Here is a 13,404-nt window from a genome sequence, read left to right as displayed (position 1 = left end):
CGTGGCGACGACGGTCCGCGCCGTCGCGCGCGCGGACGAGGCGCGGTGGACCGAGCTCTTCCACGGGTATCGAGACTTCTACGGCATGGAGCGGTCCGACGAGGTCGCGCGCACGGTCTGGTCGTGGATCGCGGATCCGACGCACGAGCTCGAGTGCGCCGTCGCCGAGTCGGACGGCGAGGTGATCGCGATCGCCGACTGGCGCCGGTTCGCGCGACCGTCGCGCGGCGGCGCGGCGATCTTCCTCGACGACCTGTTCACCGATCCCGCAACGCGGGGGAGCGGCGCCGGCTCGGCGCTCATCGAGCACCTGCGCGCGATCGCGGCCGAGGAGGGCCTCCTGGAGGTCCGGTGGATCACCTCCGAGACCAACGCCGACGCGCGGCGCCTCTACGACCGCGTGGCCGGCGCCGTCCCGTTCGTCACCTACGTCTCGGCCGTCTGACGCCCAGACCGCCCGAGGCGTCCGGAACGGGGCGACATCTGGCGGGATGACTGCGCCGCGCGCCGGTAGGATCATGGCCATCCCCTCGGTACCGCAACGCAAGGATCCCGCATGACCAGCTTCTCTGACTCCGGAGTCTCTCTCGCCGTCGTCGGCGCCACCGGCCAGGTCGGCGGCAAGATGCTCGAGATCCTGAACGAGCGGTCGTTCCCGATCCGCGAGCTGCGCCTCTTCGCGTCGCCGCGCTCGGCGGGCAAGGCGCTCGAGTACCAGGGGCAGACCGTCATCGTCGAGGACGTGAACTCGACCGACCTCGGCGGCATCGACATCGCACTCTTCTCCGCCGGCGCCACGGCGTCGCGCGAGCACGCACCCCGCTTCGCCGCGGCCGGCGCCCTCGTGGTCGACAACTCGAGCGCGTGGCGCAAGGACCCCGAGATCCCCCTCGTCGTCAGCGAGGTCAACCCGCACGCGATCGACCAGGCCGCGAACGGCATCATCGCGAACCCCAACTGCACGACGATGGCGGCCATGCCGGTGCTCAAGGCGCTCGACGCCGAGGCCGGCCTCGAGCGGCTCATCGTCTCGACCTACCAGGCCGTCTCGGGATCGGGCCTCAGCGGCGTCGCCGAGCTCGCGGGCCAGGTCGAGGCGGCCGTCGCGCAGGGCGGCATCGAGAAGCTCACGCACGACGGATCCGCGATCGACTTCCCGCAGCCCGAGAACTACGTCGCGCCCATCGCGTTCGACGTCCTGCCCTTCGCGGGCAACCTCGTCGACGACGGGTCCAACGAGACCGACGAGGAGCAGAAGCTCCGCAACGAGAGCCGCAAGATCCTCGAGCTGCCCGACCTGCGCGTCGCGGGCACCTGCGTGCGCGTCCCCGTCTTCTCGGGCCACTCGCTGTCGATCAACGCCGAGTTCCGCGACGCCATCACCGCCGATCGCGCCCGCGAGATCCTCGCATCGGCGCCCGGCGTGAAGCTCGAGGAGGTGCCGACGCCCCTCCAAGCCGCCGGTCAGGACCCGAGCTACGTCGGCCGCATCCGCCAGGACCAGTCGGTCCCGGACGACAAGGGCCTCGTGCTGTTCATCTCGAACGACAACCTCCGCAAGGGCGCCGCGCTCAACACGATCCAGATCGCCGAGATCATCGCGTCGAAGCGCCTCGCCGCCGCGTGATCGCGAACGCATAAGAACCCCGTTTCTTGCGGGTCGGACGCGCAGAAAGCGGCCGGTCGCGCGGGGGTAGGGTTGAGCATCGTGAGTGAAACCGTTGACGTCGTCCTCATCGGCGGGGGAGTCATGTCGGCCACCCTCGGCACCCTGCTGAAGGAGCTGCAGCCCGACTGGAAGATCGTCGCCTTCGAGCGGCTCGACGACGTGGCGCAGGAGAGCTCGAACCCGTGGAACAACGCGGGCACCGGCCACTCGGCGCTCTGCGAGCTGAACTACATGCCCGACGCGGAGGACCCCGCGAAGGCCGTCAGCATCAACGAGCAGTTCCAGGTCAGCCGCCAGCTGTGGTCCTCGCTCATCGAGCGGGGGATCCTCGACGAGGCGTCGACGTTCATCAACTCGACGCCGCACATGACCTTCGTGCGCGGCGAGCACGACGTCGCGTACCTCAAGCGGCGATACGAGACGCTCAGCCGTCAGCCGCTCTTCGCGGGCATCGAATACAGCGAGGACTCGCGCGTCATCAACCAGTGGGCGCCGCTGCTCATGAAGCAGCGGAAGAAGGGCGAGCCGTTCGCGGCGACGCGCACACCCGCGGGCACCGACGTCGACTTCGGCGCCGTGACGCACCAGCTGTTCGACCACCTGGTCGAGAACGGCGTCGAGCTGCGCCGCAGCACCGAGGTACGCCGCCTCAAGCGCCAGAAGGACGGATCCTGGCAGGTCCGCTACCGCAACCGTATCGGAGGCACGCCGGGCCGCATCAACGCGAAGTTCGTCTTCGTCGGCGCAGGCGGATGGGCGATCAAGCTCCTGCAGTCGTCGGGGATCCCCGAGATCAAGGGATACGGCGTCTTTCCGATCGGCGGGCAGTTCCTGCGCACGTCGAAGCCCGAGCTCGTCGCGCAGCACGACGCGAAGGTGTACTCGCAGGCCGCCGTCGGCGCCCCGCCCATGTCGGTGCCGCACCTCGACGCCCGGCGCGTCGACGGCGAGGCCTCGCTCATGTTCGGGCCCTACGCGACGTTCAGCCCGAAGTTCCTCAAGACGGGTCGCTGGACCGACATCGTCTCGCAGGTGCGCTTCGGCAACATCGGCTCGATGCTCAAAGTCGCCGTCACGAACCTCAGCCTCGTGAAGTACCTCCTGAGCGAGCTCATGAAGAGCCGCGCGGGCAAGATCGCGAGCCTCCGTGAGTTCATGCCGACGGTCGACGGCGACGACTGGGAGCTGATCCAGGCGGGTCAGCGCGCGCAGGTCATGAAGGGCGGCAAGCTGCAGTTCGGCACCGAGGTCGTCTCGTCGGCCGACGGATCCATCTCGGGCCTCCTCGGGGCGTCCCCGGGCGCCTCGACGGCCGTGCCGATCATGCTGAACCTGCTCGAGACCTGCTTCCCCGAGCACGCCGACGCATGGCGGCCGAAGCTCGCGGCGCTGATCCCGACGCTGGGGCAGGAGCTCAACGCCGACGCGGCGCTCGCGCAGCAGACGATGGCCACGACGGCCTCCGCGCTCTCGATCGACGCCTGATCCGCGCGCCGCGCCGGCCCGGCGCGACCTGAACTACGCTGTTGCGGTGGCCAAGCTGTACTTCCGCTATGGGGCGATGAACTCGGGAAAGTCGACCGCGCTCCTGCAGGCGGCGTACAACTACGAGGAGCGCGGCCAGGCCGTGCTGCTCGCGAAGCCCGAGATCGACACGAAGGGCGCCGGCGAGATCGAGTCGCGCCTCGGCGTCACCCGCGCCGTCGACTTCCTCATCGGGCCCGAGGACGACGCGCGCGAGCTGTTCGCTCGCCGGCGCGCCGACGTGCGGGCCGGGCGCGACGAGCTGTTCCCCTCGGGCCGCGTCACCGACGTCGCGTGCCTCCTCGTCGACGAGGCGCAGTTCCTCACGCGGGCCCAGATCGACGACCTCTTCCGCATCGCGGTCGAGGACGGGATCCCCGTCATGGCCTACGGGATCCGCACCGACTTCCAGACCGAGGCGTTCCCCGGATCCGGGCGGCTCCTCGAGATCGCGCACACGCTCGAGGAGCTCAAGACGATCTGCCGCTGCGGCCGGAAGGCGCTGTTCAACGGACGCCTGATCGGCGGGCGATTCGTGTTCGACGGCGACCAGGTCGCGATCGACGCCGCGACGGCCAGCGTGCGCGACGACCACTTCGTGACCTACGAATCGCTCTGCGGATCCTGCTACCTCGAGGAATCGGGCGGAAGGCTCGCACCCCTAAACTGAGGGCATGCGCGTTCTTCTCGCCGGCGGCGCCGGATACATCGGAACCCACACCGCGATCGCTCTTCTGGAGGCCGGGCACGAACCCGTCCTCCTCGACGATCTGTCGAACACGAGCGACGTCGTCACCGACCGCATCGCCGAGATCACGGGAACGCGCGTGCCGCTCATCACGGGCGACGCCGCCGACGACGAGGTCGTCGAGTCGGCGTTCGACGCGCATGGGCCGTTCGACGCGATCATCCACTTCGCCGCGCTCAAGGCCGTCGGCGAGTCGGTCGCGAAGCCGCTCGAGTACTACGCCAACAACCTCGACACGACCTACGCGCTCCTGCGCGTCGGGCTCGCCCGGGGGATCCGCTCCTTCGTGTTCTCGTCGACGGGCACGGTGTACTCCGACCCGGCCGACCTGCCGTTCACCGAGGAGGCGACCCGCAACCTCGTCGAGCTGTCGAACCCGTACTCGAAGTCGAAGCTCATGAACGAGGTCGCGCTCACCGACATCCAGGCCGTCAACCCCGAGGTCAACGTCACGCTGCTGCGCTACTTCAACCCCGTCGGGGCGCACGCGTCGGGCCTCGTCGGCGAGGACCCGAAGGGGATCCCCAACAACCTCATGCCCTTCGTCGCCCGCGTGGCCGTCGGCGCGCTGCCCGAGATCGGGATCTTCGGCGACGACTACGACACCCCCGACGGCACGGGCCTGCGCGACTACATCCACGTCGTCGACCTCGCCGAGGGGCACGTCGCCGCGCTCGAGAAGGCGCAGCCGGGCCTCGCGTCGTACAACCTCGGGACCGGCAACCCCGTGTCGGTGCGCGGGCTCATCGAGTCGTTCGAGCGCGCCGTCGGGCACGAGCTGCCCAAGTCGGTGAAGCCGCGCCGCGCCGGAGACCTCGCCGCGACGTACTGCTCGCCCGAGAAGGCCGAGCGCGAGCTCGGGTGGAAGGCGACCCGCACGATCGACGACATGACGGCGTCGGTCTGGAACTGGCAGCAGAAGAACCCCTCGGGGTACGCCGGCTGAGTCAGATCAGCGCGAGCTCCTCGGTGACCCGGGCGAGCCGCGCGCGCTGATCGTCGTCGAGGCCCTGGACGGGGCGCGGGAGCGAATCGGGGCGGGCCCAGCTGGCCTGCTCCGCGATCGCAGCCATGACGCGGATCCCGCCGCCGACCTCGGCGAACAGGTCCCAGAGGGGCTGAAGGCGATCCGACTCGGCGCGGGCGGCCTCGAAGTCGTCCTGTCGCGCAGACTCGACGATCCGAACGGCGGGCGCCGGGATCGTGCCCGCGATGACCGAGTACCAGGCGTCGCAGCCGGCCTGGAGGCCAGGCGCGGCGAACGCGTCGCCCGAGACGCCGATCGTGACCTGCGACGGGAGGACGCCGCGGATCCGCCCGACGTGCGCGCGGGCGGCCCACGGGTCGGTCGGGACGCCGGGGATCTTGATCGACGCGACGTTCGGCAGCTCGGCGATGCGCCCGTAGAGGTCGAGCGAGAACTCGAAGCGCGTCGTGCGGGGGTTGTCGTAGACGACGAGGGGGAGGTCGGTGCTGCGGCTGACGTCGTGGAAGAGCGCGAAGACCTCGTCGTCGGTCAGCGGCTGGTAGCTCACGGGGGCGAGCAGGAGGCCCTGCGCCCCGGCCTCCTGGGCGTCGGCGGCGTGCTCGACGACGTGCTTGGTGCGGAGGGCGCCGATGCCGGCGTAGACGGGGACGTCGCCCGCCTCGGCGACGGCGGCGCGGACGACGTCGGCCCGCTCGGCGCGGTCGAGATAGGCGTACGACCCCGTGGATCCGAGCGCCGTGACCGAGTCGACGCCGCTCGCGGCGATGCGCGCCACGATGCGGCGGAACGCGTCGAGGTCGACCGAGTCGTCGGCGAGGGGTGTCAGGGGGAACGCGCTCAGCCCGGTGAACTGCATGCGTTCAGCGTATATCCATCCGTGCGCATGCACCCCCGGCCGGCCTCCCGGGCACGAGTACGGCAGAAATCGGTCCCGGGCCCCGACACGCCGGGGTGTGGGCCGGGTGGGTCGAGTTCTGCCGTAGTCGTGCGACGGGCTACCGGGCGACGACCCGCTGGCGCTTCGAGGAGACGACCCCGGTGTTGAAGCCCGCGAGGTGCAGCCCGCCGTGGAAGCGCGCGTGCTCGATCTTCACGCACCGGTCCATGACGACCGACAGGCCGCCGTCCTCCGCGATCTCCGCGGCCTCCTCGTTCCACGACCCGAGCTGCAGCCACAGCGTCTTCGCGCCGACCTCGACGGCCTCGCGGGCCACGCCGGGCAGGTCGTCGTGGCGGCGGAACACGTCGACGAGATCCGGCACGACCGGCAGATCCCTCAGCGACGCGTACGCGGGTCGGCCGAGGATCTGCTTCTCGCGCGGGTTCACGAAGTACACCTCGAAGGGCGAGCTCGACAGCAGGTAGGTCCCGACGAAGTAGCTCGCGCGGGCGGGGTTGTTCGATGCGCCGACGATCGCGATCGACGTCGTGCGGCGGAGGATCCCGAGGCGCTCTCCGGCGCTCGGACCCTGCCACGTGCGGCCGGGAGGCGCTGCCCGCGGCAGCTCGCAGGCGACGACGCCCGCGTTCTCCGCGGGGGCCGGGATCTCGCAGGATGCTCCGTCGCTCATCGCGTCTCTCCCGTCGCGGCCGTGAGGGCCTGATCGAGGTCCCACAGGATGTCCTCCGGATCCTCGAGCCCGACCGAGATCCGGATGAGGTCGGCCGGCACGCCCGCCGCGGCGAGCTGCTCGGGGCTGAGCTGCTGGTGCGTCGTGGAGGCGGGGTGGATCACGAGCGTACGCGCGTCGCCGATGTTCGCGAGGTGCGACGCGAGCTGCAGCTGCTCGATGACCCGCTCGCCCGTGCCGCGGGCGGCGACGAGGCGCTCGTCCTCGGAGGCGAAGTCGCCGGCGGGCTTCACCCCGAAGGCGAACACGGATCCGGGCCCGAGCGGGAAGTAGGTCTGCGCGCGTTCGAAGTGGGGGTGCCCCTCGAGGCCGGCCCAGGTGACGAACGAGACGCGCGGATCCGACGAGAGCCACTCGGCCACGACGCGCGCGTTGGCGATGTGCGCGTCGACGCGCTGGGGGAGCGTCTCGACGCCCTGCAGGAGGTTGAACGCCGACTGCGGGCTGAGCGCCGGGCCGATGTCGCGCAGCTGCTCGCTGCGCAGCTTCGTGAGGAACCCGTACTCGCCGAAGTTGTCCCACCACCGGATCCCGCCGTACGACTCGACGGGTTCGGTCATCGCCGGGAACTTCCCGTTCCCCCAGTCGAAGGTGCCGGCCTCGACGACGACGCCGCCGAGCGTCGTGCCGTGACCGCCGAGGAACTTCGTGACCGAGTGGATCACGATGTCGGCGCCGTGCTCGATGGGCCGCGACAGGTAGGGGGTCGCGAGGGTCGCGTCGACGACCAGGGGGATCCCGGCGTCGTGCGCGACGGCGGCGAGGCCCGCGATGTCGGCGATCTCGCCGCTCGGGTTGCCGATCGCCTCGGTGTAGACGACCTTCGTGTTCGGGCGGATCGCGCGGCGGAACTCCTCGGGATCGGAGCTCGCGACGAAGGTCGTGTCGACGCCGAAGCGGCGGAGCGTGACGTCGAGCTGCGTGACGGTGCCGCCGTAGAGCTGCGACGACGCGACGACGTGGTCGCCCTGGCCGACGAGCGCCGCGAAGGTGATGAACTCGGCGCTCATGCCCGAGGCGGTCGCGACGGCCCCGATCCCGCCCTCGAGCGATGCTAGGCGCTCCTCGAGCGCCGCGACGGTCGGGTTGCCGATGCGGGAGTAGATGTTGCCGTACTTCTGCAGCGCGAAGAGGTTGGCGGCGTCCTTCGCATCGTCGAACACGAACGAGGTCGTCTGGTAGATCGGAACGGCCCGCGCGCCCGTCGTCGCGTCGGGCGTTCCACCCGCGTGCAGCGCGCGGGTGCGGAAGCCGAACTGATGGTCGCTCATGCGTTCTCCTTCTCCCGGGCGGCCGCGATCGCGTCGCGCACGCCGTCGACCGCCCACGGATTCTGCAGGCTGGTGGTGTCTCCGAGCTCGTCGCCGTGCCACAGCTGGGCGAGGAGGCGTCTCATGATCTTGCCCGATCGGGTCTTCGGCAGCTCGGGCACGCGCACGATGTGCTTCGGCTTGGCGATCGGCCCGATGTCGCGCGCCACCTGCCGCCGGAGCTCGTCGTGATCGGCGGATCCGGCGGCGCCGTCGACGACGAACGCAGCGACGGCCTGCCCCGTGACGGGATCCGTGACCCCCGCGACCCCGGCCTCGCCGACGGCGGCGTGCGCGACGAGCGACGACTCGATCTCGATCGTCGAGAGGCGGTGGCCCGAGACGTTCACGACGTCGTCGAGGCGGCCGAGGATCCAGATGCACCCGTCGTCGTCGATTGTCGCCCCGTCGCCCGCCACGTAGTACGCGCCGAACTCGCCCTTCCCGGCGTACGGCGCCCAGTACGAGTCGCGGTATCGCTCGGCGTTCCCCCACACCGTGCGGGCCATGCCGGGCCAGGGGCGGCGCACGACGAGCGTCCCGGCGCGGCCCGGGGCGACGGGCTCGCCCTGCTCGTCGACGACCGCGACGTCGGTCCCGGGCAGGGCGACGGTCGCGGATCCGGGCTTGAGCGGCGTGACGCCGGGGAGCGGGACGATCATGGCGGCGCCCGTCTCGGACTGCCACCAGGTGTCGATGATCGGCAGCTCGCCGCGCCCATGGTTCTCGCGGAACCAGATCCACGCCTCGGGGTTGATCGCCTCGCCGACCGTGCCGAGCAGGCGCAGCGTCGAGATGTCGTGGCCGTCGGGGATCCGGTCGCCCCACCACGTCATGAAGGTGCGGATGAGCGTCGGCGCCGTGTAGTAGACCGTGACGCCATAGCGCTCGATGATCTCGAGGTGCCGCTCGCGGTGCGGGGCGTCGGGCGTGCCCTCGTAGATCACCTGGGTCAGGCCGTTCGACAGCGGGCCGTAGATCTCGTAGGTGTGCGCCGTGACCCACGCGAGGTCGGCCGTGCACCAGTGGACGTCGTCGGGCTTGGCGTCGAAGTGGGCCCAGTGCGCCCAGGACGCGTGCGTCAGGTAGCCGCCTGTCGTGTGCACGAGCCCCTTGGGCTTCCCCGTCGTGCCCGAGGTGTAGATGATGAACAGCGGATGCTCGGCGTCGAAGGCCTGTGCCTCGTGCTCGGGGGAAGCGGCGTCGACGACGTCGTGCCACCACACATCGCGGCCCGCTGTCCACGGGACGTCCTGGCCCGTGCGGCGCACGACGAGGACGTGCTCGAGATCGGGCAGGTCGCGCGCCGCCTCGTCGGCTGCCGACTTGACCTCGACGGGCTTGCCCCGGCGGTTCTGGCCGTCGGTCGTGACGAGGAGCTTGGCCCCCGTGTCCTCGAGGCGGAAGCGCACGGCCTCGGCCGAGAAGCCGCCGAAGACGAGCGAGTGCACGGCGCCGATCCGCGCGCAGGCGAGCGCGATGACGACCGTCTCGACGAGCACGGGCAGGTACACGACGACGCGGTCGCCCGGACCGATCCCGAGGGAGAGCAGCCCGTTCGCGGCGCGCGAGACGCGGCGCTGCAGGTCGGCGTAGGTCACGGCCTCGCGGTCGCCGGGCTCGCCCTCGAAGAAGAGCGCGACCTTGTCCCCGCGGCCCGCGACGACGTGCCGGTCGACGCAGTTGTACGCCGCGTTGAGCCGGCCGCCCGCGAACCACGTGGCGCGGGGGATCGAGAGCCCGTCCGCCGTCTCGACGGGCGGATCCCAGGTGTGCGCGGTCTCCCACGGCGAGGCCCAGTCGAGCCGCGACGCGGCCCGCTCCCAGAAGGCCACGGGATCCGCGGCCGCCTCGTCGTAGATCTCGGGCCCGACGTTCGCCTGCGCGGCGAAGCCCGCCGGCGGCGCGAAGACGCGGTTCTCGATCAGTCTGGCCTCGGCCATCACACCCACCTCCTGAGCAGGGCGCGCTCGGCGACGACGAGGATCGCGTTCGTCAGGGTGCCGAGCAGCGCGAGCAGCACGATGGCGAGCAGGATCCGGTCGACCCGCCCGTTCGTCTGTGAATCGTTGAGCAGCCAGCCGAGGCCCATCGACGACGCGATGAGCTCGGCGGCCACGAGGAACAGCCACGCCTGCGCGAGGGCGAGGCGGAGGCCCGACACGATCGACGGCACGACGGCGGGCAGCTGGACGGTACGGAAGAGGCTCCACGCGCGCAGCCCGAAGGAGCGCCCCGCCTCGACGAGCTGCGCGTCGACGTGGCGCAGCGCGTCGGCGACCGTCGTGTAGACGGGGAAGAAGGCGCCGATCGCGATGAGGATGATCTTCGATTCCTCGCCGATCTGGAACCACAGGATCAGGAGCGGCACCCAGGCGAGCGACGGCACGGCCCGCAGCGCCACGAGGGTGGGGCTGAGGAGGACGGACCCGAGGCGCGAGAGGCCGACGATCGCGGCGATCGCGAGGCCGATGACGGCGCCGAAGGCGAAGCCGACGACGACGCGCTGCGTCGAGATCGCGATGTGGAGCCAGAGGTCGCCGCCCGCGGCGAGGTCGGCGCCCGCCTGGACGACGGCCCACGGGGTGGGAAGGCGGTACGGGGGCACAAGCCCGGATCCCGTCACGGCGGCCCAGACGGCCACGATGACGACAGGCAGCGCGAGGCCGCCCGCGACCCTCGCCCACCCTCGCGAGAGGAGGGGAGCGTCGCGTCCTGTCGCGACCTGCGTCACTCGGTCGCCTTCGCCGCGAACTCGTCGTCGATGATCGTGTCGAGCGCCTCGTCGATGGCGTCCTGGCCGCCCTGGACATCGCCGGAGTCGGCGATCACGGGGGCGATCTTCTCGAGGACGGCGAGCTGGTCGTCGCCGGGGACGCCGGACACGTCGAGGTTCGAGCGCTCGTCGATGACGAGCTTCGCGACGTCGATGTCGATGCCCGCGGCGTCGGCGAGGAGCTGCGCCGTGTCTTCGGGGTGGGCGAGCGCCCACGTGCGCGCCTCCTCGTACGCGTCGACGACGACCTGCGCGACGTCGGCGTGGTCGGTGACGAACTCCTCGGTCGCGTTGAGGAAGCCGTAGGTGTTGAAGTCGACGTTGCGGTAGAGCAGCTCGTCGCCCGACTCGACCTCGGCGGCGGCCATGATCGGGTCGAGGCCCGACCATGCGTCGACGGATCCCTGATCGAGCGCCGCCCGGCCGTCGGCGTGCTGGAGGTTCTGGATCTCGACGTCGTCGGCCGAGAGGCCGGCCTCCTCGAGCGCCTGCAGAAGGAAGAAGTACGGGTCGGTGCCCGTCGTTGCGGCGATCGTCCTGCCCTCGAGGTCGGCGACGCTCGCGATGTCGCTGTCGGGGCCGACGACGAGGGCAGACCACTCGGGCTGCGAGTAGATGTCGATGACCTTGATGGGCGACCCGTTCGCGCGGGCGAGGAGCGCGGCGGATCCCGCTGTCGACGCGACGTCGGCGGATCCGGATCGCAGGAACTCGTTGGCCTTGTTGCTGCCGGCCGACTGCACCCACTCGACGTCCACGGAGTCGCCCAGCGCGTCCTCGATGAGGCCCTGGTCGCGCACGACGAGGCTCAGGGGGTTGTACGTGGCCCAGTCGATCGAGAGGGTCGAGGTCGACCACTCGGATCCCTCCGCCGTCGACGCGTCCGAGGAGCCCTCGCCCGCGACGCAGCCGGTGGCCATGAGCGCCATCACCCCGGCGACGGCGGTCGCGGGAACGAGGCGGCGGGCGATGATGCTCATGGTGTCTCCTGGGTGGGGTGTCAGTGCTGGTGCACGCCGAGGCCGTCGAGGAGGCTCGCGCGCAGGTCGGTGAAGGGGCGGGCACCGCGGTCGCGCGGGCGTGCGCCCGGGACGGGGACGGTGCGGGCGATAGAGGCGCGGCGCGCGGGCTCCGTCGCGGCGGGCTGCTCGGATCCGTGCGCGCCCGAGGTCCCCGCGGCGCCGATGCCCGACGTCGATCCGAGGGCCACGATCCGCGCGCGGGGCCGCTCGGGCTCCGCGGGCGCGTGGAGGCTGCGGAGGAGCAGCACGCGGTCGGCGAGGTAGAGCGCCTCCTCGACGTCGTGCGTCACGAGGAGGATCGTCGTGGGCTGGGCCGCGTGGATCTCGAGGAGGAGGTCGTGCATGCGCAGGCGCGTGAGCGCGTCGAGCGCGCCGAACGGCTCGTCGAGCAGCAGCACGCGCGGGCTGCGCGCCAGGGCGCGCGCGAGGGACGCGCGCTGCGCCATGCCGCCGGACACCTCGCGGGGTCGCTGATCGGCGGCGTGGTCGAGGCCGACGAGGTGCAGCAGCTCGGCGACGCGCTCGCGACCCTCCTTCTTCCCCGTGCCGCGCGGCAGGCCGATGGCGACGTTCTGTGCGATCGTGCGCCAGGGGAGGAGGCGCGGCTCTTGGAAGGCGACGGCCGTACGGTCGTCCTGCGCGTGCGTCGCGTCGCCGTCGAGCGCGATGGTGCCGGCCGTGGGCCGGTCGAGGCCTCCGACGAGCCGCAGGAGCGTCGACTTGCCGCACCCCGAGGGGCCGACGATCGCGACGATCTCGCCCGCCACGACGTCGAGGTCGATCCCGTCGAGGACGGTGCGGGGGCCGTTCTTCGTCGCGAACGTGCGCTCGACGCCCGCGATCCGCACGGCGCCGGAGCACGCGGCTGTGGCGTTCTCGGGCATACCGCCCAGGATCCCGTGAGGCAAGAGCCCGGCGCGAACCCGCCGCAACATCCCGACACAAAGCGGCGCGGGCGCGATGCTACTGTGGTCAGACCACATGGATCCACGACGCGGTGAGGACGACATGGCCGAAGCTCCGGCGCCCAAGGCGTGGCGCGTCGTGCTCGAGCACGTCGAGTCGCAGCTGCGCGGCGGATCCCTCGGCCCCGGCGACCGCCTCGCCGGCGAGCGAGAGCTCGCGTCGCGGCTCGGCGTCGGCCGATCGAGCGTCCGCGAGGCCCTGCGCGTGCTCGAGGGTATGGGCGTGCTCCGCACCGCGACGGGATCGGGCCCCAGCTCGGGTGCCATGATCATGACGTCGGCGGGCTCGGGCGTCGCGAACGTCCTCGGCCTGCAGGCCGCGGCCCAGGCCTTCCGCTTCGACGACATCGTCGACACCCGCCTCATCCTCGAGGATGCGATCGTCGGCGCGCTCGCCGCGGACGCCGAGCTCGGCCTCGCCGAGGCCGAGCGGATCCTCGACGCGATGGACGCCGAGGGCCTCCCGCGCGAGGAGTTCCTCGCGCTCGACGCGCGCTTCCACAGCGCGCTCGCCGAGGCGACGGGCAACCGCGTGATCGCGACGATCATGACGGGCCTGCGTGCGGCCATCGAAGCGTACGTCCAGCACGGCGCGACCGACGTCGCCGACTGGGCGGCGGAGCGCGACCTGCTCCAGCGCGAGCACCGCGGCGTGCTCGGCGCCGTCCGGGGTGGCGACGCCGAGGCGGCGCGCGACCGGATCGGGCAGCACATCACCGGCTACTACGAACGCACGAAGGCCCCCGAGCGGGCCTGACGACAGAGAGGACG

General features: G+C 71.5%; 13 protein-coding genes. 6 read left to right on the top strand and 7 right to left on the bottom strand.

Annotated features, from left to right (window positions below; all coding sequences use genetic code 11):
* Window position 1: 1 nt before the first annotated feature.
* From H576_RS0101405 to galE, 5 genes are all read left to right on the top strand, one after another.
* The gene (locus H576_RS0101405) at window positions 2-445 is read left to right on the top strand and encodes a GNAT family N-acetyltransferase (RefSeq protein ID WP_029149427.1); all 444 of its coding nucleotides are present in this window, start codon (window positions 2-4) and stop codon (window positions 443-445) included.
* A gap of 111 nt (window positions 446-556) precedes the next feature.
* Entirely contained in the window at window positions 557-1,627 is a 1,071-nt protein-coding gene (locus tag H576_RS0101400) for an aspartate-semialdehyde dehydrogenase (RefSeq protein WP_029149426.1), read from the top strand.
* 81 nt (window positions 1,628-1,708) lie between these two features.
* On the top strand, window positions 1,709-3,154 hold the full coding sequence (gene mqo, locus H576_RS0101395; RefSeq protein ID WP_029149425.1) for a malate dehydrogenase (quinone): 1,446 nt from the start codon (window positions 1,709-1,711) through the stop codon (window positions 3,152-3,154).
* 46 nt (window positions 3,155-3,200) lie between these two features.
* Complete coding sequence (locus H576_RS0101390) at window positions 3,201-3,863, top strand: thymidine kinase (RefSeq protein ID WP_029149424.1); 663 nt, start codon at window positions 3,201-3,203, stop codon at window positions 3,861-3,863.
* 4 nt (window positions 3,864-3,867) lie between these two features.
* Window positions 3,868-4,887, top strand: a complete 1,020-nt coding sequence (gene galE / locus H576_RS0101385) for a UDP-glucose 4-epimerase GalE (protein ID WP_029149423.1) — start codon at window positions 3,868-3,870, stop codon at window positions 4,885-4,887.
* A 1-nt stretch (window position 4,888) separates the two neighbouring features.
* Here galE and H576_RS0101380 read toward each other — a convergent pair whose 3' ends face one another.
* From H576_RS0101380 to H576_RS0101350, 7 genes are all read right to left on the bottom strand, one after another.
* Window positions 4,889-5,785: a dihydrodipicolinate synthase family protein gene (locus tag H576_RS0101380; protein WP_029149422.1), complete on the bottom strand. Its 897-nt coding sequence runs from the start codon at window positions 5,783-5,785 to the stop codon at window positions 4,889-4,891.
* A 139-nt stretch (window positions 5,786-5,924) separates the two neighbouring features.
* Window positions 5,925-6,500, bottom strand: a complete 576-nt coding sequence (locus H576_RS0101375; protein ID WP_029149421.1) for a CoA-binding protein — start codon at window positions 6,498-6,500, stop codon at window positions 5,925-5,927.
* Complete coding sequence (locus H576_RS0101370) at window positions 6,497-7,831, bottom strand: O-acetylhomoserine aminocarboxypropyltransferase/cysteine synthase family protein (RefSeq protein WP_029149420.1); 1,335 nt, start codon at window positions 7,829-7,831, stop codon at window positions 6,497-6,499. Before H576_RS0101370 ends, H576_RS0101375 begins: the two co-directional genes overlap by 4 nt.
* A complete protein-coding gene (acs, locus tag H576_RS0101365) occupies window positions 7,828-9,813 on the bottom strand; it encodes an acetate--CoA ligase (RefSeq protein ID WP_036318603.1) in 1,986 nt (661 codons plus the stop codon). Before acs ends, H576_RS0101370 begins: the two co-directional genes overlap by 4 nt.
* Window positions 9,813-10,604 (bottom strand): ABC transporter permease, encoded by a 792-nt coding sequence (locus H576_RS0101360; protein ID WP_029149418.1) that lies wholly within the window; start codon window positions 10,602-10,604, stop codon window positions 9,813-9,815. The genes acs and H576_RS0101360 overlap by 1 nt, the downstream gene beginning before the upstream one ends.
* A complete protein-coding gene (locus H576_RS0101355; RefSeq protein WP_029149417.1) occupies window positions 10,601-11,626 on the bottom strand; it encodes an aliphatic sulfonate ABC transporter substrate-binding protein in 1,026 nt (341 codons plus the stop codon). Before H576_RS0101355 ends, H576_RS0101360 begins: the two co-directional genes overlap by 4 nt.
* Window positions 11,627-11,646: 20 nt before the next feature.
* Window positions 11,647-12,552, bottom strand: a complete 906-nt coding sequence (locus tag H576_RS0101350; RefSeq protein ID WP_029149416.1) for an ABC transporter ATP-binding protein — start codon at window positions 12,550-12,552, stop codon at window positions 11,647-11,649.
* Window positions 12,553-12,676: 124 nt separating this feature from the next.
* Here H576_RS0101350 and H576_RS0101345 point away from each other — a divergent pair, with 124 nt between their 5' ends.
* Window positions 12,677-13,390, top strand: coding sequence for a FadR/GntR family transcriptional regulator (locus tag H576_RS0101345; RefSeq protein WP_029149415.1), 714 nt, complete (start codon window positions 12,677-12,679; stop codon window positions 13,388-13,390).
* The last annotated feature ends 14 nt before the right edge of the window (window positions 13,391-13,404 follow it).

This window comes from Microbacterium indicum DSM 19969, assembly GCF_000422385.1.
Classification (GTDB): domain Bacteria; phylum Actinomycetota; class Actinomycetes; order Actinomycetales; family Microbacteriaceae; genus Microbacterium; species Microbacterium indicum.
The sequence above is the reverse complement of the archived record's forward strand: the minus strand, read 5'-3'. Positions and strand labels throughout refer to the sequence as shown.